The sequence below is a fragment of the Pedobacter sp. AC212 genome (assembly GCF_979258625.1).
Window position 1 is genome coordinate 5,212,760 of record NZ_OZ409870.1, and the last position, 18,792, is coordinate 5,231,551.

General features: G+C 37.3%; 21 protein-coding genes. 10 read left to right on the forward strand and 11 right to left on the reverse strand.

The window, feature by feature from the left end; genetic code table 11:
* The first annotated feature begins 38 nt into the window (after nt 1-38).
* Nucleotides 39-1,307 carry a DUF5690 family protein gene (locus ACZZZC_RS22530; RefSeq protein WP_463484112.1) on the forward strand — a complete coding sequence of 423 codons (1,269 nt, stop codon included), beginning with the start codon at nt 39-41 and terminating at the stop codon, nt 1,305-1,307.
* Here ACZZZC_RS22530 and ACZZZC_RS22535 read toward each other — a convergent pair.
* Both ACZZZC_RS22535 and ACZZZC_RS22540 read right to left on the reverse strand, forming a co-directional pair.
* Complete coding sequence (locus tag ACZZZC_RS22535) at nt 1,285-1,824, reverse strand: hypothetical protein (RefSeq protein WP_463488154.1); 540 nt, start codon at nt 1,822-1,824, stop codon at nt 1,285-1,287. The two genes, ACZZZC_RS22530 and ACZZZC_RS22535, sit on opposite strands and share 23 nt — an antisense overlap.
* A gap of 2 nt (nt 1,825-1,826) precedes the next feature.
* Complete coding sequence (locus ACZZZC_RS22540) at nt 1,827-2,255, reverse strand: YybH family protein (protein ID WP_463488155.1); 429 nt, start codon at nt 2,253-2,255, stop codon at nt 1,827-1,829.
* A gap of 174 nt (nt 2,256-2,429) precedes the next feature.
* Here ACZZZC_RS22540 and ACZZZC_RS22545 point away from each other — a divergent pair, with 174 nt between their 5' ends.
* The 4 genes from ACZZZC_RS22545 to ACZZZC_RS22560 are packed head-to-tail and all read left to right on the forward strand — an operon-like array spanning nt 2,430 to nt 5,273.
* Nucleotides 2,430-3,098 (forward strand): suppressor of fused domain protein, encoded by a 669-nt coding sequence (locus ACZZZC_RS22545; protein ID WP_463488156.1) that lies wholly within the window; start codon nt 2,430-2,432, stop codon nt 3,096-3,098.
* Complete coding sequence (locus tag ACZZZC_RS22550; RefSeq protein ID WP_463488157.1) at nt 3,098-3,379, forward strand: hypothetical protein; 282 nt, start codon at nt 3,098-3,100, stop codon at nt 3,377-3,379. Before ACZZZC_RS22545 ends, ACZZZC_RS22550 begins: the two co-directional genes overlap by 1 nt.
* Nucleotides 3,372-4,364 (forward strand): hypothetical protein, encoded by a 993-nt coding sequence (locus ACZZZC_RS22555; protein WP_463488158.1) that lies wholly within the window; start codon nt 3,372-3,374, stop codon nt 4,362-4,364. The genes ACZZZC_RS22550 and ACZZZC_RS22555 overlap by 8 nt, the downstream gene beginning before the upstream one ends.
* A 42-nt stretch (nt 4,365-4,406) precedes the next feature.
* On the forward strand, nt 4,407-5,273 hold the full coding sequence (locus ACZZZC_RS22560) for a carbohydrate kinase family protein (protein ID WP_463488159.1): 867 nt from the start codon (nt 4,407-4,409) through the stop codon (nt 5,271-5,273).
* A gap of 28 nt (nt 5,274-5,301) precedes the next feature.
* On the opposite strand, the gene ACZZZC_RS22565 is transcribed toward ACZZZC_RS22560, so the two are convergent.
* Together ACZZZC_RS22565 and rsgA are read right to left on the reverse strand one after the other, a co-directional pair.
* Nucleotides 5,302-6,255, reverse strand: coding sequence for a Smr/MutS family protein (locus tag ACZZZC_RS22565; RefSeq protein ID WP_463488160.1), 954 nt, complete (start codon nt 6,253-6,255; stop codon nt 5,302-5,304).
* Nucleotides 6,256-6,418: 163 nt separating this feature from the next.
* A complete protein-coding gene (gene rsgA, locus ACZZZC_RS22570) occupies nt 6,419-7,339 on the reverse strand; it encodes a ribosome small subunit-dependent GTPase A (protein ID WP_056851023.1) in 921 nt (306 codons plus the stop codon).
* A gap of 199 nt (nt 7,340-7,538) precedes the next feature.
* Here rsgA and ACZZZC_RS22575 point away from each other — a divergent pair, with 199 nt between their 5' ends.
* Nucleotides 7,539-7,988, forward strand: a complete 450-nt coding sequence (locus tag ACZZZC_RS22575; RefSeq protein WP_463488161.1) for a GyrI-like domain-containing protein — start codon at nt 7,539-7,541, stop codon at nt 7,986-7,988.
* A 1-nt stretch (nt 7,989) separates the two neighbouring features.
* Here ACZZZC_RS22575 and ACZZZC_RS22580 read toward each other — a convergent pair whose 3' ends face one another.
* A complete protein-coding gene (locus ACZZZC_RS22580) occupies nt 7,990-8,325 on the reverse strand; it encodes a hypothetical protein (RefSeq protein ID WP_463488162.1) in 336 nt (111 codons plus the stop codon).
* Between the two features lie 779 nt (nt 8,326-9,104).
* Between ACZZZC_RS22580 and thrA the strand changes: the two genes are divergently transcribed.
* The 4 genes from thrA to ACZZZC_RS22600 all read left to right on the forward strand — a co-directional run bounded on the left by thrA (nt 9,105) and on the right by ACZZZC_RS22600 (nt 14,777).
* Nucleotides 9,105-11,552 (forward strand): bifunctional aspartate kinase/homoserine dehydrogenase I, encoded by a 2,448-nt coding sequence (gene thrA, locus ACZZZC_RS22585; protein WP_463488163.1) that lies wholly within the window; start codon nt 9,105-9,107, stop codon nt 11,550-11,552.
* 92 nt (nt 11,553-11,644) lie between these two features.
* Entirely contained in the window at nt 11,645-12,574 is a 930-nt protein-coding gene (locus ACZZZC_RS22590; RefSeq protein WP_463488164.1) for a homoserine kinase, read from the forward strand.
* 184 nt (nt 12,575-12,758) lie between these two features.
* The gene (gene thrC, locus ACZZZC_RS22595; RefSeq protein ID WP_463488165.1) at nt 12,759-14,069 is read left to right on the forward strand and encodes a threonine synthase; all 1,311 of its coding nucleotides are present in this window, start codon (nt 12,759-12,761) and stop codon (nt 14,067-14,069) included.
* A 165-nt stretch (nt 14,070-14,234) separates the two neighbouring features.
* Nucleotides 14,235-14,777 (forward strand): REP-associated tyrosine transposase, encoded by a 543-nt coding sequence (locus ACZZZC_RS22600; RefSeq protein WP_463484125.1) that lies wholly within the window; start codon nt 14,235-14,237, stop codon nt 14,775-14,777.
* A 159-nt stretch (nt 14,778-14,936) separates the two neighbouring features.
* Here ACZZZC_RS22600 and ACZZZC_RS22605 read toward each other — a convergent pair whose 3' ends face one another.
* From ACZZZC_RS22605 to ACZZZC_RS22630, 6 genes are all read right to left on the reverse strand, one after another.
* On the reverse strand, nt 14,937-15,812 hold the full coding sequence (locus ACZZZC_RS22605; RefSeq protein ID WP_463484126.1) for a hypothetical protein: 876 nt from the start codon (nt 15,810-15,812) through the stop codon (nt 14,937-14,939).
* Nucleotides 15,813-15,878: 66 nt separating this feature from the next.
* Complete coding sequence (locus ACZZZC_RS22610; RefSeq protein WP_463484127.1) at nt 15,879-16,433, reverse strand: hypothetical protein; 555 nt, start codon at nt 16,431-16,433, stop codon at nt 15,879-15,881.
* A 98-nt stretch (nt 16,434-16,531) separates the two neighbouring features.
* Nucleotides 16,532-16,951, reverse strand: coding sequence for a tail fiber domain-containing protein (locus tag ACZZZC_RS22615; protein WP_463484128.1), 420 nt, complete (start codon nt 16,949-16,951; stop codon nt 16,532-16,534).
* Nucleotides 16,952-17,021: 70 nt separating this feature from the next.
* Nucleotides 17,022-17,324 (reverse strand): hypothetical protein, encoded by a 303-nt coding sequence (locus ACZZZC_RS22620; RefSeq protein WP_463484129.1) that lies wholly within the window; start codon nt 17,322-17,324, stop codon nt 17,022-17,024.
* 106 nt (nt 17,325-17,430) lie between these two features.
* Nucleotides 17,431-18,384 carry a methylenetetrahydrofolate reductase gene (locus ACZZZC_RS22625; RefSeq protein WP_265799409.1) on the reverse strand — a complete coding sequence of 318 codons (954 nt, stop codon included), beginning with the start codon at nt 18,382-18,384 and terminating at the stop codon, nt 17,431-17,433.
* 27 nt (nt 18,385-18,411) lie between these two features.
* Nucleotides 18,412-18,771, reverse strand: coding sequence for a four helix bundle protein (locus ACZZZC_RS22630; RefSeq protein ID WP_463484130.1), 360 nt, complete (start codon nt 18,769-18,771; stop codon nt 18,412-18,414).
* Nucleotides 18,772-18,792 lie beyond the last annotated feature (21 nt).

Consider the following 18,792-nt stretch of genomic DNA (forward strand, 5'->3'; position numbering starts at 1 on the left):
TTACAGCTATATTTCCGCTACGGTAATTTTCAGGAGATATGCCCAAAAGCTTTACGTTCAAAAGTCAAATTAAAACAGGTTTATATGCTGCTATAGTAGTTTTCCTGGCTTATACGATGATTTTTGGATTCAGAAAGACATTTACAGTTGCTACTTTTGAGGGATTAACCATAGCTGGATATAGCTATAAAACCATTTTAGTGATTTGCCAAATGCTTGGCTATTTACTAGCCAAATTCTATGGCATTAAATATATTTCCGAACTTAAACGCACAGGCCGAGGAAAAATTATTATCGTCCTAACAACTATAGCGTGGTTAAGCTGGCTATTATTTGCCCTCGTTCCCGTACCTTATAATATCGTTTTTCTTTTCATTAACGGATTTCCCTTAGGCATGCTTTGGGGCGTTGTATTCTCGTACGTAGAAGGCAGACGAAGTACCGATTTCATTGGTGCAACTTTAGCCGTAAGCTTCATTTTTGCTTCAGGATTTGTAAAATCGGTCGGCTCATGGTTAAGTATAACCTTTAATTTAACAGAATTTTGGATACCATTTTATGCTGGTTTAGTCTTCATGGTTCCGCTTTTGATTTTCGTTTTCTTAATGGAGAAAATACCTCCACCCGATGATGAAGACATTAAAGACAGAGCTGATAGAATACCAATGACTGAGCAGGACAGAAAGCTGTTTGTTAAAGAGTTTTTTGCTGGCTTGGTTGCCTGTGTAATCATTTATTGCTTCGCCACAATTTTTAGAGATATCAGAGATAATTTTAGCGCCGAAATGTGGAATGAGATGGGTTTTGCGAACCAACCCGCCATTTTTGCCAAAACAGAAACACCAATTACATTAATTGTTTTGTTGCTAATTGGCAGCATGGTGCTGATCAAAAATAATTTTACGGCTCTTAAAACAGCACATTATTTTATCTTAGCGGGATTTATTTTAGCGGGTGCATGTACACTACTTTTTAAAGCAAATTTACTCCAACCCATTTGGTGGATGACTTTGGTTGGCCTTGGGCTCTACATGGTTTACATCCCATTTAACGCAGTATTTTTCGATCGGTTAATATCAACATTTAAGTACGCCAGCAACGTAGGTTTTTTAATTTACATCGCCGATTCGTTTGGTTATGTAGGGAGTATTGGCGTTTTATTGAGTAAAGAAATATTTAAAGTAAAATTGAACTGGGTAACATTTTTTTCTAACAGCGTAATCATTTTATCTATCATTGGCTGCCTGCTTACTGTTTACTCACTCCTGTACTTTTCAAGGAAATTTATTTCACATTCAAAGATTTGATTACCGAATCAACTACATTGAAATTCTCCTTTTTATCTTTAACATCAACACTGAATACAAATGAAAAGGTTTTGCCCTTCCAATTGAAAACAGAAAAACTTCCCTTATTTCGATTTGTAATTACCTTGGTTTCAAAATCAGCTCTTAAAACCTTTTGCTTTCCTACCATAATTTCCTTTGGCTGGTTTAGCATCCCAAATTCAATCTTTCTTTTATGGTGACTTGCTCTTGATTGTATAATCAGATTTTCCAGGTTTTTTTCTACACTTACCGAATCAATTGCGGTTATGATGAGGTAAGCATCTTTCGAAAAGGGCTCGTCGTCGCTTGCAGAAATAAACCGGCTATTTGGAACGCCTTCAATAGGGCGATCTTTTTTTACTTTCCAATATTTTGGTAGACTGAAACTCCAACCTTCTTTACTGTATAAAACAAATTCTTTCTTTTTTGTGGATGAATAATTACAAGCTGTTAGCAGTAGCATCAAAGCCAATACCGATAGAAAAGTTGTTTTCATATTTAGGAGCTATGGTCTACTATTATTTTCCAAACACCCTCAATCTTTTTAAAAAGCAAAGTATAGTAGCCTTGTGGTTCGTCTTTTTCGCGTTTTAAATGCCAGCTACCCAAAACAAAAGCCACATCTTTATTTAAGAAATCGATTTTCTTAATCCCGAAAGTCAATTGGCCCATTCCAGCTTCTCCTGAATAACTTTTTTTGTAATTATCCAACGTTTTTTGCCAGCCATAAGTGGGTCCGCTTTTGCCTACAAAAAGTAAACTATCGCTTTTAACATAACCCTGCATAAATGTTTCCAGATCGCCTTTGTTCCAGGCTAATCTTTGCTTTTCAAGCACGTCAAGAATAGCTTTTTTATCTGCCGATGTTTGAGCTGCAACAGAAAAAGTCATCAGGCAAAAGAGTATTGCAAAAATTGATTTCCTCATATTAATTTTAATTTTTGGGGATCATTAATTTCCCGTTAGGTATGAATGTAGAAATACATCCTCAACTAAAATAATAAAAAGCTTTTAAATTTAGATAATATCGTATTTTAATCATGGAATAAGATTTGTGACTTGTTTTTCGATAAATTTTCGATACCAAATAAATGTAAACCTATGAATGACTTTTACGAAAAATTTCGCAACCTAACTTTTTTTGATAACCACCCAGAAGCGATTGCCAATCACCTGGATAATTTTTACACATCAGAAGAAATCACGGTTTTCCATGAAATGGTATCTCCCGATTTTCATTTGGATGTGTATTTTATCAGTTCAGCAAAGCACAGCTTTAACATTTTACTTACCTGTGGGATGAGTTTATTGGAAATGACCGTTCCGGAGGGTGTAGAAAATCCTGAGCAATACAAGTTTGCCGAGCTCATGATTCTGCTGCCAAAAGAAATTGAGTTTGGAAAGGTTTTTCCAAGTGAAAATGAGAACGATTGGATTTTAGGCATGTTAAAAGAAACTGCTCGTTTTCCACACCATTATGATACCTGGCTAAGCATTGGCCATACTTTACAAGCCACTTCAGATATGGAACCTTATGACCAAGAAACTGATTATGTTGGTTTAGTTGTTCTACCCTCGGTAACGTTTGATGAAGAATTTACCGAGATAAGAGCAGATAACGATGTGATCAACATTTTGTCTATTTTCCCTTTGTACAAGAATGAACTGGAATATAAAATTGCAAATGGCTATAATGCTTTGCTAGATCGTTTGATTGAGAAAGATGAGAAAGAAGTTTTTAATAAGCAAAGAGGAAACTTATTAGATTAATGAAAGCAATCTATAAAATATTATTAGGAGGAATACTGCTTTTCATCATCATTAACTGGGCAACCGCTAGGCTAAATTACGATGCTGATGGTGCTGACCAATATGGGTTTCCTTTAAACTTTTACACTAAAGTAAGTGGCTATGATGTGATCACAAAAGAAGGAGGAACCAGTACAGAATTTAATTCTTTTTCACTTTTAGCCGATGTAACATTCGCTTTAGCAGGGAGCTGGCTCATATTTACATTGATAAATAAGTTCAAGAAAAAAGCCAATGTTTAAACGCAACAAATTCGAGCAGCAGAACGGGAATCTAATTCTTTATCCGGATTATGGCAATCTGAAAGGATTTGTGATTATCGGCATACTAGCTATTTTGTTTTGTTATGCACTTTATAGCGTTAATAAAACCCATCAAAATATTGGTAATGCCAACATGTGTTATACTTTCATCGGCACAGTACTCTTAATCATGTTGGGCTTTGCCACAGCATACAAAAAAGTAATCATCAACGGCCATATGCAAAAGATTATTGTATCTCATTTTGGTATTCAATTAAAAGAAATAGCCTTTGCTGATATTTTAAATGTAGAAATGCGTTCGGGTTCGTTACCTGAAGCCTATTATATCGTGTTGAAAAGAAACCCAATTGGGCATAGCATTAGGCTAAGTCCAACTTACAATCAAACGCAGCAAACTGCTAAATCCGAGTTTTACCATCAGGTTTTACCGCTGATAAAAAATTATTTACTTGATAAAATCACCGTAGACCAGCAAACTGACCCTGTACAACTTAAATACTTTAAACAAAGAGCGCCCCAGCTTTATCGTTTTGTATCGTTTCAAAAAACAATTTTGGCGATAATTCAATTGGCTTTTGCAGGATTTTTCTTCCTACTAATGGCCAACTTTCTCTTTGCGAAGTTTGCGTTTACAGAATTAGCAATCGGATTATTTTCAGCTGTTGCTGGATTGTTTTTGCTTTTATTAGCATTTATAAATTTGAAAGTTATATATGTTGATACCAATCGAAAGATCATTGGAGAAACCTTTTTAGGGTTTTTAGTTGATGAATTTCCATTTAATGCCATCAGAAAAATTGCGATTAGAGATACCCAGATTAATGGCCTTTCAATTTACACCAGTTTAATCATCGGCAGAGAAAACAGTGAACATACCATCGCAAAAAGCTCGAACACACAACATTTATCTGATGTGGAAAGAGAATTCAAAGCCTTGATAGAAGGAAATATAACAGGTAATTAACAGACACTGAAAATTGCTACCTTGCAAAACATAAAATTTACCATGACAAAAACAGTTGTAGCCATTGGCGAAATATTGTGGGATGTTTTTCCCGAAGGAAAAAAAGCAGGCGGCTCGAGTATGAATGTGGCGCTTAACTTGCACAAACAAGGTATAAACAGCCAATTTATAAGCGCCATTGGCGATGATGAAAATGGAAAAGAACTTTTAAATTTTTTATCTTCAAATCAGTTCCCAACTCGCTTCATCCAAACAAACAACTTACCAACAAGTACGGTAGAAGTTCAATTAGATGCGCAGCATCAGGCCACTTACACTATTGTGGCACCAGTTGCCTGGGATGCGATTAAGCTTACTGACGAAAATGTTGCTGCTGTGAAAAATGCTGACGCATTTGTTTATTGCAGTTTAACCTGCCGAAATGAGAACAGCCGAAACACCATTTTATCTTTATTAAAGGAAGCCAGGCTTAAAATATTTGACATTAATCTTCGTCCGCCTTTTTATACCATAGAAACTTTAAAGGTACTACTCTCTGCAGCCGATATCTTAAAGGTTAATGAGCACGAATTACTTTATTTGAAAAACGAACTCGCCTTAACCGGCAATACAGATGAACAATTACTAAAACAATTGAGCAACTTTTTCAACATCAACATGATTTGCTTAACCGTTGGCGAAAAAGGTGCTTATGTATTACAGGAAAATAAACTTTACCACCATAAAGGCTATCAGGTAGAAGTGGCCGATACCGTTGGGGCAGGCGATTCTTTCTTGGCTACTTTTATTGCCAGCTACTTAAAGGGCTACCCTATTGACACAGTTTTGGATAGAGCCTGCAAGGTTGGAAGCTTTGTAGCATCACAAGCTGGAGCAAACCCTGATTACGGAGACGAAGTTTTTCATTAGAATGCTAATGTTTTAATTCGTAAACCATTTATTTAAATACCACCTCTGTAGCTCCATAACCGAACTTTTCTTTTCGAGCATCCATGTAAGTTTTAATATGAGGATTTTTACTAATGAGTTTATGAATTTTATCTCTCAATGTTCCGTTTCCTGAACCATGTATGAAAACCATTTTATCATAGTGATGCACTACTGCTGCATCTAAAGCATTTTGAAAATGATTCAGCTGAATCTGGAGAATTTCATCAGCCTCTAAAAAATGGTGATCGTCTCTTAATTTCTCAATGTGAAGGTCTATTTCTTTTGCAGGTGCATCAACAGTTCGTTTTTCAGCAGGCGATTTGAAGAAACTTTCTTTCAGCTTTTGAGCATCAATAGTAATGGGTACCAGATCATCCAAACGGATTAACCAACCTTTGAGTTTAGATTGTGGCAGTTCTTTTTGTTCTGTCGAAAAATCCTTTGCCCTGAATTTTTTGCGAATCACCAAAGGATCAACAGGTTTAACATCAGCTTTGCTAAAAACCAAAATCTGAAAAGTAAATTCGGGCCAGATATCCATATCTGCTAACGATGCCGAATAAACCAAACTTGATTGATAAGACTCAACCACTCCATGAAATAAGCCTGAGTATTTCTCTTTCTTCTCTGAGGTTAAACTCACCAACAACACGTTAGGCGATTGGTTTTGAAGATAAAAATGAACCACATTACCGGCTTTATTATCTGTAGCAACGGCGACATAAATTCCATTTTCAATTTTGCTTACAGATGGAACATTTACCTGAATGGGTTTGGGTGCATCGATTTCTTCTGCAACTACACCATGCCCATGCACCGAAGTTAAATTGCTTACGGCAACCGGAATTTCAAAACCATCTTCATCGGTAACGCCCAAAGTTTGTGCGTCGATAATCCTGGTTACATAACCCTCCCGTTTTTCATCAACAAAACGAACAAAATCTCCTAATTTAAATTTCATAACCCCTAAATCCCCTAAAGGGGACTTCTCCTTTTTATTTACCCCCAACCCCCTAAAGGGGGCTTTTATTTTCTACAGTTTAAGCAAAGTGCGTAAACCTTTCTATCTATTACGCTATGTTTTCCGCCTGCTTTTCAACTCCCCCTTTAGGGGGCCGGGGGGCTTAATGCCTTGTATCGTTATTATGATAGATACTTAAATAACTTTCATAACGCGACACAGCAATATCACCCTCATTCACCGCTTCGATCACGGCGCACCCAGGTTCATTTACATGGCGACAGTTATTGAACCGACATTGATGTGAAGTTTTGAAAATCTCCCTAAAAAAATGACCTAACTCCTCTTTTTCGATATCAATTACCCCCAATTCCCTAATGCCTGGCGTATCTACAATAAAACCGCCTTGTGGCAATTCGAACATTTCTGCAAAGGTTGTGGTATGCTGACCTTTATCGCTCCAATCTGATACCTCACCTGTTTTCAAATCTCTATCAGGCAGCAAAGCATTTATTAAACTGGATTTACCTACGCCCGAATGCCCGGAAATTAAGGTAATTTTATTTGTAATTACCTCTTGAATAACTGGAATATTGATCCCTTTTAAAGCCGAAACTTCATAACAGGGATAGCCAATATTTTCATAGATATTTTTGAATTCCTGTAATATTTCCAAACCCTCTTTGCTGAATAAATCGAGCTTGTTGAATACCAAAACGGCAGGTACATCGTAGGCCTCAGCAGTAACCAAAAACCGATCGATAAAACCCAATGATGTCCTCGGTGAAGCTAGTGTAACCAGCAAAATGGCCATATCCAAATTTGCAGCGAGGATTTGCGCCTGCTTGCTTAAGTTAATCGATTTGCGGATAATGTAGTTTTTTCGAGGCAGCAACTCATTTATTAAGCCCTGATTACTGTCTTTCTCCAGGTCGAATTTTACCCGATCGCCCACCGCAATTGGGTTGGTAGTTTTAATCCCTTTAATCCTGAATTTACCAATAATACGACAGTCGTAACGCTTGCCATTATCAGCCAAAACGCTATACCAACTGCCCGTAGATTTAATAATTAAGCCCTGCATATTTGAAAACAAAGGTATGAAAAGGATGGAAGATGTTGGTGGGAAAAATTACGTGTAAATCGTCATTTCGACCATAGCATAGCGAATTGGAGAAATCTATTGACCATAACGTTCTTCATAATACAAAGATTTCTCGGCTGCGCTCCAAATGACGGATATCTTTAGGATTTTAAACATTAACTTCGCCAAAAACCTACAAATGGAAAACTTCAAAATTATTGGCATCTCCACAGAAACCAGCAATCAAAACAATCAGGCAGCAGCAGATTTAGGAAAACTTTGGCAAAGGTTTTTCGCTGAAGAAATAGCTTCCAAAATCCCCAATAAAGAAAATGAAGATATTTATGCAATTTACACCGATTATGAAAGCGACTACACCGGTAGATACACCACGATTATTGGGCAACGGGTGAGCATACTGGATAACATTCCAGATGGTTTTGTGGGTAGAGAAATTAAAAATGAGAGGCTCATTAAATACAAAGCAAAGGGAGAAATGCCACAGGCTGTTGTAGATACGTGGCAAGAAATATGGGCAAACGACATTGCCTTATATAGAACTTACAATGCCGACTTTGAGGTTTACGGAGAAAAATCTCAGCAGGGGTCAGATTCGGAAGTAGAGATTTATATTGGGGTGAGGAGTTAGATTATCCTTTTTCAAGATAGGGTTTTAAGCGATTAAATTCCTTTCTTGAGTCGGCATTCTTTATAGTTACCACAATAACACCTTTTGCTGCCCTGACACCATAGATCGCAGTAGCAGCCGCATCTTTTAACACTACTACCTTTTCAATTGTATTCGGGTTTATCATTGTTGAAGAGGAATCATTTAAAATATAACTCTTCTTTTTAAAGACAACTACCCAAAGCGGAGGATTATCCGAAATCGTTGAAGAACACCTTAATCTTATTGTTGGTTGAGTTTGTGAGTAAGCATTGAAACTAAAAGCTGTGCATAGTAGAATAAAGAAAAGAGATTTCATAAAGATGTTTTAATGATGATTCTTACTGGATGGAAATTCCATAAAATAATAAAGGCAGTATAGCACTCGAAATTTTTTACACCACGATTTTCTAAATCATACCAGCAACAAACTCAAATAGTACCTTGCACTAGCTTAGCTAAACCTGACAGCCGCGGAAATACTTTTTGTTGCATTAACTAAATAGATTGCCACGTCGTTCCTCTTCGCAATGACGGTAATGGGAAAGGCAGAAGAATCCGCAAAAAGATTGTAGCAAATGGCAGGGTTGCTTTAACCTAAGAATTACGAAATCTGCTTTTCAACAAAATAAAATAATCATTTATTAACCACCCCGCCCTGCGGGCACCCCTCCTTAAAATAAGGAGGGGAGTTGAAAACCCAAAGCATTGAGATTCTTGCGTCGATCATCTTCGAAATAACGATTTTCTATTTTAGTTTTCGGTTCAAAAAATGCCGCTATTTCATTTGATTAAACGTTTTATTAAAAATTTTTCAAATAAATTTCAAAATTGTTTGCAATTAAGAAAAATAATCTGCTACTTTACGGTGTACAAAATACACCAACGGAAATGATTTTTAATACTTCAATTATTACAACCATTATTATTACCACCGGGATAAACCAGCGGGGCTAATTTGTTGTAAGTTGAATTAACATAAAACACAGAAAGCGTCCCGACACAAATCGGGGCGCTTTTTTTTTAAACCAAAACCATTGAAAACTGCACAAACTAATTAACAAGCAAGCGTGCAGGATTCATTAAAACTAAAAACTAATGAAAGTATTAAAATTCGGCGGCACATCCGTAGGTTCGGCCGAGAACATCAAAACGTTACTGAGCATAGTAGCCAAAGAAAAATTACAGAGCAATCCGGTAGTTGTATTATCGGCAATGAGTGGCGTAACCAATTTGCTAACCGATATGGCCGAAAGAGCCGAACGTGGCGAAGATTACGACACTGGTTTAAAAGAAATTGAGGCCAAGCACTTTGCAGTGATTCGTTCGCTTTTACCGGCAGCGGCACAAAACCCCGTGTTTACGCGTTTGAAAATCTTCTTTAACGAGCTGGAAGATTTATTGCAGGCGGTAACCAACCTCCGCGAATTGAGTTTGCAGACCAAAGACCAGATTTTAAGTTATGGTGAACGTTGCTCCTCTTTTATGATTGCACATATCGCTTCACAGCAATTTGCTGAAGCTGTGTATGTAAATGGTTCGGAATTTATAAAAACCGATAGCAATTTCGGCCAGGCAAAGGTTGATACCGAACTGACTGAAATTTTAATTAATGATTTTTACCAGACCAATAAAAATAAGGTATTGTTTGTTACGGGTTTCATCGCCAGCAATGCCGCAGGCAGAGTAACTACTTTAGGCCGTGGCGGTTCTGATTATACCGCAGCAGTTTGGGGTGCCGCTTTAAATGCTGAAGAAATTGAAATTTGGACCGATGTAAACGGAATGATGACTGCCGACCCACGCATTGTGAAAAAGGCTTTTTCTTTACCTGAGTTGAGTTATACAGAAGCAATGGAACTGAGTTATTTCGGAGCCAAAGTAATTTACCCACCAACAATGATTCCGGCTTTCATGAAGAAAATTCCGCTGGTAATTAAGAATACATTTGAGCCTGATTTTTCCGGAACCTATATCAAAAGTGACGTTAAAGCATCAACCCTGCCAATAAAAGGCATTTCATCTATCGATCATATCAGCATTATCAATCTTACCGGTAGCGGCATGGTGGGTAAAGCAGGTTTCAGTGGAAGATTGTTTTCTTTATTATCTCGCGAGCAGATTAACGTAGTACTGATTACGCAATCTTCATCAGAGCACAGCATTACTTTTGCGGTTAAGCCCACTGATGCGGGTCAGGCGATTGCTTTAATTAAGAAAGAATTTGAGCTGGAGCTCGATGCTAACAAACTGGCTCTACCAGAAGTTGAAAACAATCTAGCCGTTTTGGCCATTGTTGGCGAGAACATGAAACGTACGCCTGGCATGAGCGGAAGGTTGTTTAACGCATTGGGTAGAAACGGAATTAACGTTAGAGCAATTGCCCAGGGTTCATCCGAATATAATATTTCGGTAATTATCAGCGCAGCTGATTTATCAAAAGCGGTAAATGCGGTGCATGATGCTTTCTTTACCGACTTAAAACGCACATTAAATATCTTCTGTTTGGGCACAGGAAACATCGGCAAAACGTTGTTTAACCAGCTGAAAGAGCAAATGCCATTCTTAGCCGCAAACAATGATTTGCAAGTTAAGGTTGCCGGAATTAGCAATACCCGTAAAATGATTTTTAATGCCGAGGGCTTATCACTTGAAGATTGGGAAAGTAACTTGGATACAAATGGTGAGCAGGCAGACTTAGCGGGTTTTGTAGAGCGCATGAAAGCATTAAACTTACCCAACTGCGTTTTTGTGGATAATACTGCAGCAGAATCTCCGATTGAATATTATCAGGGCATTTTTGAAAACAGTATTTCTGTTGTTACTTGCAATAAAAAGGGAAATTCAGCAGACTTTGCACAATACAAATCGTTTAAAGATACTGCCCGAAAATTTGGTGTTGATTTCTATTACGAAACCAATGTTGGTGCAGGCTTGCCAATCATCCGTACCTTAAGAGAGTTGATGATGAGCGGTGACAAAGTTGCACGCATCGAGGCAATTTTGTCTGGAACAATTTCTTACATCTTTAACAACTTTAAAGGCGATGCCGGATTTTACGAAACGGTTAAAGAAGCGCAGGAATTGGGTTATACCGAACCCGATCCACGCGATGATTTAAATGGAAAAGATTTCATGCGAAAAATGCTAATCCTTGCTCGTGATGCAGGATATCCATTAGAAGCTGCTGATGTTAAAATCGATAATATTTTGCCAGAAGCTTGTTTAAATGCAACTTCCGTAGAAGATTTTTATGTTGAACTACAAAAAAATGCTGCTTACTTTGAAGATTTGAAAACTAAGGCTGCAAACGACAAGAAAGTGTTGCGCTACATTGGTAAACTCGAAGATGGAAACGTAGAAATCAGTTTGCAAATGGTTGATGACAGTCATCCTTTTTATATGCTTTCGGGAAGTGATAATATCATTTCGTTTACGACAGATCGCTACAAATCTCGCCCGCTAGTAGTAAAAGGCCCTGGTGCAGGAGCAGAGGTTACTGCTGCAGGTGTTTTTGCCGATATTATAAATGTTGGAAGCAATTAGACAAAGGATAAAAGAACAAAGACAAAAGATATAAATATAAATGATTTGGAGTTTAGGTCTTTAATCTTTACTCCTTCATCTTTATTCAAAATATGAAAGAAATAAAAGTTTTCGCACCTGCAACCGTTGCAAACGTAGTTTGTGGCTTCGATGTTTTGGGTTTTGCCGTAAATGAACCTGGCGATGAAGTTGAAATGCGTTTAACAGATACACCTGGTGTGGTAATCAAAAGAATTACTGGCGATGATGGCCGGTTGCCTTTGGATTCGACTAAAAATACGGTAAGCGCAAGTGTTCAGCATTATTTGCAACACATCAATCGATTAGATGTAGGTGTCGAAATCGAGCTACATAAGAAGATGCCAATTGGTAGCGGTTTGGGCTCAAGCTCGGCAAGTACCGTTGCAGGTTTATTCGCCATTAACAAGCTGATGGGCGACTTATTAACGCCTAAAGAACTTGTTCCATTTGCCATGAAAGGTGAAGAGCTTGCTTGTGGTTATGGCCATGCCGATAATGTTGCACCAGCCATTCTGGGTGGGTTTGTGTTGGTTAGAAGTTACGATCCTTTGGATGTAATTTCACTACCTACTCCTGCAGGGATGTATGCAGCGATTGTTTATCCTGAGGTGGATGTTCCCACAAAAGATGCCCGTCAAATGATTCGCAGCAAGGTATTGTTGAAAGATGCGGTTACCCAATGGGGCAATGTTGCTGGTTTGGTTAGTGGCTTATTTATGAATGATTTCGACTTAATTGGCCGCAGCATGAAAGATGTTTTGGTAGAACCAACGCGATCGATTTTAATTCCAGGTTTTGAAGAAATGAGAGCAATAGCCATGGAAAACGGCGCTATTGGTTTCGGAATTTCTGGCTCAGGTCCATCGGTTTTTGCTTTAGCAAAAGATGAAGACACCGCCAAAAGAATAACAAAAGCACAGCAACAACATTTACATAAAATAAATATCAACAGCAAAGCTTACGTTTCTTCTGTTAATGCCGAAGGACCGAGAGTATTGTGAAGAGGTTGATGGCCGAGGGTATTAAGGTTGATGGTTCAGTTGCCTTAATCTTCATCCTTCCAGATCTCAACCGTCTAACTTTAAAATTATTAAGAATAAAACATAACAATAGGATGAAAAAGGTTAGACGAATGGGAATTATGCTCCCAAACCTTCCAACCTTCCAACCCTCAACCTTCCAACCATGATTTTATACTCAACCAACAATAAAGATTTACGTGTTTCTTTTAAAGAAGCCGTTTTCAACAGCATGCCTCAAGATAAAGGCTTGTATATGCCTGTGGAAATCCCCCAATTGGATGCAGATTTTTTAGCTAACATTGAACAGTATTCTTTGCCAGAGATTGCATATAAAGTGGCTTCAACTCTATTAAAAGATGAAATTCCTACGGAAGATTTAAAAGCTTTGATTGAAGATGCCATTAACTTTGAAGCACCAGCGGTAAAACTGGACCAAAAAACTTTTGTACTGGAACTTTTCCACGGACCATCCTTAGCTTTTAAAGATTTTGGCGCCCGCTTCATGAGCAGGGTGATGGCTTACTTGCTAAAAGATGGCGAGCAACTTTTAGACGTTTTAGTTGCTACTTCCGGAGATACCGGTGGTGCAGTTGCTTTGGGTTTTCTTGGCGTACCAAATACCCGCGTAACTATTCTCTATCCAGAGGGGAAAGTAAGCCCGATACAGGAATTGCAATTAACCACCAACGGTCAAAATATTAGAGCAGTGGAAGTAAAAGGCACTTTTGATGATTGCCAGGCTTTAGTGAAACAAGCTTTTGCAGATGAAGAGTTGAACGCAACTTTCCGACTTACATCCGCCAATTCGATAAACATCTCGAGGTTAATTCCGCAAACGTTTTATTATTTCAATACTTACGCACAGCTGAAAAAACAAGGGTTAAAGGATGTAATTTTTTCCGTTCCAAGTGGGAATTTTGGCAACATCGGTGCAGGTTTGTTGGCTTATAAATTAGGGTTACCAGTTAAGCAGTTTATTGCAGCTACTAATATAAACGATACCGTTCCACGCTTCCTGGAATCCGGTATTTACGAAACAAAACCGTCTACTCAAACCTATTCAAATGCGATGGATGTTGGTGCGCCAAGTAACTGGGTTCGCATCATGGACTTATTTGACGAAGATGTAAATGCCTTGAAAAATGTTGTTACATCGTATCGTTTTAATGATGAGGAAACGCTTGCTGGCATCAAAGAAATCGACTCCAAGTTTGACTATGTTGCCTGTCCACACACTGCAATTGCTTACCTGGCAATTGAAAAATACAGAAAGGAAAATCCGGAGGATCAGAGCGCAGCAGTCTTTTTATCAACTGCTCATGCTTGTAAGTTCCCTGATATTTTTCCTATCGATATTGCAGCAAAAATCGAAATTCCGAAGCAGGTGAGCGTATTGGAAAGCTTGCCTCAATATGCAGATAAATTGGGTGTAGATTTTGCAGGGTTTAAAAGTTATTTGTTGGATAAGGCTTAAGTTTGGTAGATTAAAAACTAAAATGGCCGAGATTACAAATCTCGTACTTAGAATAGCAAAATTCATGTATAGCTCTTTGCTAGTCGGGATTTTTAATCCCGACTCACGGACTAAGGATTTTTAATCCTCCAGGCAGAATCTCGATTCGAATAGCTATATTCATTTATGGCTTTTAAATATTCTGTTTCTGATCAAAACGATATCTATTTTGTCACGACGACTGTGGTTGGCTGGATAGATGCTTTCACCAGGAAAGAGCTTGCATACGTAATTATCGAAAGCCTTAAATATTGTCAGCGTGAAAAAGGCTTAATAATTTATGCCTGGTGCCTAATGCCTAGTCATCTCCACATGATTATCAGCGCAGAAGAAGGAAAGAATTTGTCAGATATCATGCGAGATTTGAAAAAATTCACCTCTAAACGAATCATTCTGACGTTAAAGGAAATAAATGAAAGTCGCGATTGGCTGCTAGATAAGTTTGCATTTGCTGCCAAAATAAATGTAAAAACAAAAGATTATAAATTTTGGCAAGATGGGTTTCATCCAATCGCACTTTATTCAAATGAGTTTAAAGACCAAAAGCTGGATTATATCCACAACAATCCCGTAGAGTCGGGTATGGTTTATGAACCTGAACATTATCAATATAGCTCGGCGATAGATTATAGTGGTGGATTAGGTTTACTTGAAATTGTTTATCTATAAGATCATAGGTGGATTAGAAATCCACAGTTCAATAGTCGAGATTACAAATCTCGACTATCTTTTATCAATATGCAGATAAATTGGGTGTAGATTTTGCAGGGTTTAAAAGTTATTTGCTGAGAGGTTAAAACGAAGTTATTGCAGGAAAAATAATTGGGGCTACGGAAGATTGTCGCCCCGATTAATTGGACTAGTAGAAGCTTCATCAGTTGTTACGGCTTGTTCAACTTTTCGCTTCCACCACCAAGTGTAAATGTAAAATTCAACAATTGGAATTAACAAAATCAAAATAAATAATATGAAAGTGCTTTGAATTAATGCACTTATTTTGGCGGAAACCAATTCATCTACCTTTTCAGTAAGCTTAATTTTTATAGATTCCTCTATCTTTTTTGGCTCCAAAGTATTTAACGTTGCAACTAGCGCTTTCAAATCATCGTAACTCAAATCTTCGATTTTTACATGCCCTCTTCCTGCCGCAAGTAGCATTCCGTATAAACTTGCGCTGTAAATATCGTCTTTATATTTATCGAAAATATAAACTGCTAATTTGTTTTTACTCTTATCAACAAAGCCTATTCCTACATTTTTAGATGCAACATATTTACCTAGTGCAACTGCAGTGTTTTTTGTACCTGCTTGAATCTCGATCGTACCTTCCTGAATTTTTCGGATAAAATTATTTCGCAGTTCCGGTGTTTCAAAAGCCATCACTGCCGCTTGCTCATAAATTTGAGATACAATTCGGTTTTCTTCTTTTTTGATGATACTTTTCGCTGCAAAAATAAAGGCAAGATGAAGTGAAAAATAGATGAAGACACCCATGCTAGCTACGATATAGAGCTTAGCACCCCAGTTATAATATTTTGGTTCCCTTTTATAGAACTGTTTCTTCCACAAAACTACATTGTAGATTATCCCACAAACAATCCCTACAACAAAAAATAAAATAATATAAAGGATTAAGGTTCCAACATGTGGAAGTATGATTTCCTTTAGCAAACTCCACCAGTCAACATTCTTTAAGTATTTCATTTTTAAAATGGTAAAAAATTAAAACTATAAGATAACAACAGGGAATTGCAATCAATTATAATTTAATTATTTCCATTTATCTAATTTTTCCCAATATTCCTTAACAAAGTTTTTTATGCTGTCAGGTAAAGATGAATAGTTAGCACTAAAGCTATTCTTCTTATCTGCAGTTTCCGTGAGGATATAACTTTCGCCCTTGTGCATTAACAAAAGGCTCACCGAAAGTTGGTTTTTCATATCACTATCGTGAAAACTATAAATAAATAAGGCATCAACCTGTTTATCCTTATCGGCATCGCTGAAAGCTTTTCTCGACCCCCAAATACTTATAATACCTTTATGAGTGATGGTTTTCTCTTGAGTCAACTTCCATAAATCTCCGGTTTTGGTAAATTTTTGAGCGAACAATGTATCCGGATTACTCCCCGACTTTACCTTGGAGAAAACAAAAATATTTTTCGACGAAGCATCATCTATCCGATCAACCATCATAGCCCGACTTCCCTTGAATTTAAAGGGTGCATCTTTCAAATCCTCCACTTTCATTGCTGTAGAAGTAATTTGGGCATGTAGATAATTTAGGGATAGGGTCAGCATGAACGATAAAATGATTTTTCTCATGATTTTATTTATTTCCTTGAAACTACAATAATTATCAAGAAATAAAAAAAGGCTGGAATTAAAAACTCCAACCTCTTCAACTATAAAACTAAACCTAACTATTTCGATGCTTGCGATTTTAGTGAACGCAACTCACGTTTCAACTCGTCAATTTGCTGTTGCTGCTCCTTAATACTACCCACCAAAAGCGGAATTAAGCTTTCATAATCAACTTTGGTTATAGTAGCTGAGTTGTAAGCATTTTTGCCTGCTGGATATTGTTTGGCCTGTACAGTTACCAAACTTGGAACAGCACTTCTAGCCTCAGCTCCCACGAAACCGTATTGCGAAGTGGCTGGAAGTTTTAATTTCTCCGCCCAGGTTTTGTCGTAATTAAAGCTTACTGGCTGAAGTTTTGAAACCATCTCTAAAGAGTTACTTACTGGTTTTACATTAGCTTGCGTCACTTCTTGTGCGCTAACTTTTAATGATGCGGAAATTGCAAATACCGCAAAACAGAATGAAATTGCTCGTTTCATATTCGTTATAAATTAATAGAAATAAAATACTGGATTATTGCCCGATAAAGGGTTTGTTTAGAATTGGCTACTAAACGGAGGGCGGAGGTGTTAAAACATCCGCAAAGTAGGGAGAGTGATCAAGACATGCTGGAATTGCTATCTTTTGTTTCATTGCAAGGGGAAGATTGCAAAGTTCTTCAGCCATAAAATCTTGCATAAAGTACTCTGTTTCAACCTTTTTTTCTTCTTTCTCAGTCGCGTCATCATTTGATACGACATTTTCAATATCAGTAGAGGAATAGCTTAAATACGACAATACATTGCCAACCTTTAAAAAAAGGGTTATGGCGATGCATAAAATCAAAAAGTATTTAAGTGTTAAAAACTTCATCCTTACAAATATAAGTTGTACAGTTAAATTAACAAAAATCGACGGTTAAAGTTCTGTAAAATAAAAAATCCGCTCTCTAAAATGAAAGCGGATTTTTTGTTAAGGTTTAGAATATAGCCTTCGCGATGGCTTTGGTTTGTTGCGGTTTCCCCATCGTATAAAAATGGAGCACTGGCACTCCAAAGTCGATTAACTCTTTACATTGTTTAATCATGGCTTCGGTTCCAATTTCTTTAGCTTCAGCGTTGCTTTTTGCATAAGATAGTGCGTCTGTTAGCTCATCAGGCAAATCGATATGGAAAATTTTCGGCAAAACATTTAATTGAGTAAGTGTGCTTATAGGCTTTAAGCCTGGAATAATGGGCACATTGATATCATTCTCCCTGCACTTTTTTACAAAGTCGAAATATTTCTGGTTATCGAAAAACATTTGCGTAACGATAAACTCTGCCCCCATGTCAACTTTCTTTTTTAGGTATTTGAAGTCGGCATTTAGATTGGGTGCTTCAAAGTGCTTTTCGGGATATCCGGCAACGCCGATACAGAAATCACTTTTGAAAGTTTCTACATCTTCATGCAAGAATTTACCGTCGTTATGATTTTTGATATGCTGGATTAAATCAGTTGCGTAGCAATGGCCGCCTTTAGTTGGAACAAATGAATGATCGGCAGCACGGGCATCACCGCGTAAAGCCAGCACGTTATCTATTCCCAAAAACTGCAAATCGATTAATGCATTTTCAGTTTCCTCTTTAGTAAAACCACCGCAAATTAAATGAGGTACTGCATCTATCTTGTATTTGTGAATAATTGCAGCGCAGATCGCAATTGTACCTGGGCGTTTGCGGTACGATACTTTTTGCAACAAGCCGTTTTCCTGTTCCTTGTAAATATAATCTTCTCTTAAGGAGGTTACATCAATAAAAGGAGGATTAAACTCTAGCAAAGGATCGATGGCATCGTAAATCCATTGGATACTTTGCCCTTTTATTGGTGGCAATAGCTCGAAAGAGAACAAGGTTTTGCCCTTTGAATTATTTATATGGTCTGTAATTTTCATTAAGTACTTAGTATAAAGTCGTTAGTATCATGATTGGATGCCTAGACTTCTTTGCAATCCACTTATCATTTTTTGTACTTCATTGATTTGGATTATTGCATTGTCGAAAATCGCTTTATCCATATATCCAAATTCGTAAGCTAATATCATTTGCGTTTCTAATTCAAAAGCAGACCCTAAACTAATGCTTAAAAATTGATTTAGTTCCTTGGCAGATTTCCTTCCACATCCTTCAGCAATATTTGAAGGAATTGAAATAGCACAACGAGTTAGTTGAGAGGTTAGAGAATATCTTTCTTCCACAGGAAAAGTTCTAGTAACTTGAAAAACCATTTTAGAGATTTCAATTCCCATTTTCCAAACTTTAAGCTCCCTAAAATTATGCATCTTGTCTAATTACTTTATACT

Coding starts and splice junctions, on each gene's coding strand:
- ACZZZC_RS22530 (WP_463484112.1), top strand. CDS start 39: ATGCCCAAAAGCTTTACGTTCAAAAGTCAAATTAAAACAGGTTTATAT.
- ACZZZC_RS22535 (WP_463488154.1), bottom strand. CDS start 1,824: ATGAAAACAACTTTTCTATCGGTATTGGCTTTGATGCTACTGCTAACA.
- ACZZZC_RS22540 (WP_463488155.1), bottom strand. CDS start 2,255: ATGAGGAAATCAATTTTTGCAATACTCTTTTGCCTGATGACTTTTTCT.
- ACZZZC_RS22545 (WP_463488156.1), top strand. CDS start 2,430: ATGAATGACTTTTACGAAAAATTTCGCAACCTAACTTTTTTTGATAAC.
- ACZZZC_RS22550 (WP_463488157.1), top strand. CDS start 3,098: ATGAAAGCAATCTATAAAATATTATTAGGAGGAATACTGCTTTTCATC.
- ACZZZC_RS22555 (WP_463488158.1), top strand. CDS start 3,372: ATGTTTAAACGCAACAAATTCGAGCAGCAGAACGGGAATCTAATTCTT.
- ACZZZC_RS22560 (WP_463488159.1), top strand. CDS start 4,407: ATGACAAAAACAGTTGTAGCCATTGGCGAAATATTGTGGGATGTTTTT.
- ACZZZC_RS22565 (WP_463488160.1), bottom strand. CDS start 6,255: ATGAAATTTAAATTAGGAGATTTTGTTCGTTTTGTTGATGAAAAACGG.
- rsgA (WP_056851023.1), bottom strand. CDS start 7,339: ATGCAGGGCTTAATTATTAAATCTACGGGCAGTTGGTATAGCGTTTTG.
- ACZZZC_RS22575 (WP_463488161.1), top strand. CDS start 7,539: ATGGAAAACTTCAAAATTATTGGCATCTCCACAGAAACCAGCAATCAA.
- ACZZZC_RS22580 (WP_463488162.1), bottom strand. CDS start 8,325: ATGAAATCTCTTTTCTTTATTCTACTATGCACAGCTTTTAGTTTCAAT.
- thrA (WP_463488163.1), top strand. CDS start 9,105: ATGAAAGTATTAAAATTCGGCGGCACATCCGTAGGTTCGGCCGAGAAC.
- ACZZZC_RS22590 (WP_463488164.1), top strand. CDS start 11,645: ATGAAAGAAATAAAAGTTTTCGCACCTGCAACCGTTGCAAACGTAGTT.
- thrC (WP_463488165.1), top strand. CDS start 12,759: ATGATTTTATACTCAACCAACAATAAAGATTTACGTGTTTCTTTTAAA.
- ACZZZC_RS22600 (WP_463484125.1), top strand. CDS start 14,235: ATGGCTTTTAAATATTCTGTTTCTGATCAAAACGATATCTATTTTGTC.
- ACZZZC_RS22605 (WP_463484126.1), bottom strand. CDS start 15,812: ATGAAATACTTAAAGAATGTTGACTGGTGGAGTTTGCTAAAGGAAATC.
- ACZZZC_RS22610 (WP_463484127.1), bottom strand. CDS start 16,433: ATGAGAAAAATCATTTTATCGTTCATGCTGACCCTATCCCTAAATTAT.
- ACZZZC_RS22615 (WP_463484128.1), bottom strand. CDS start 16,951: ATGAAACGAGCAATTTCATTCTGTTTTGCGGTATTTGCAATTTCCGCA.
- ACZZZC_RS22620 (WP_463484129.1), bottom strand. CDS start 17,324: ATGAAGTTTTTAACACTTAAATACTTTTTGATTTTATGCATCGCCATA.
- ACZZZC_RS22625 (WP_265799409.1), bottom strand. CDS start 18,384: ATGAAAATTACAGACCATATAAATAATTCAAAGGGCAAAACCTTGTTC.
- ACZZZC_RS22630 (WP_463484130.1), bottom strand. CDS start 18,771: ATGCATAATTTTAGGGAGCTTAAAGTTTGGAAAATGGGAATTGAAATC.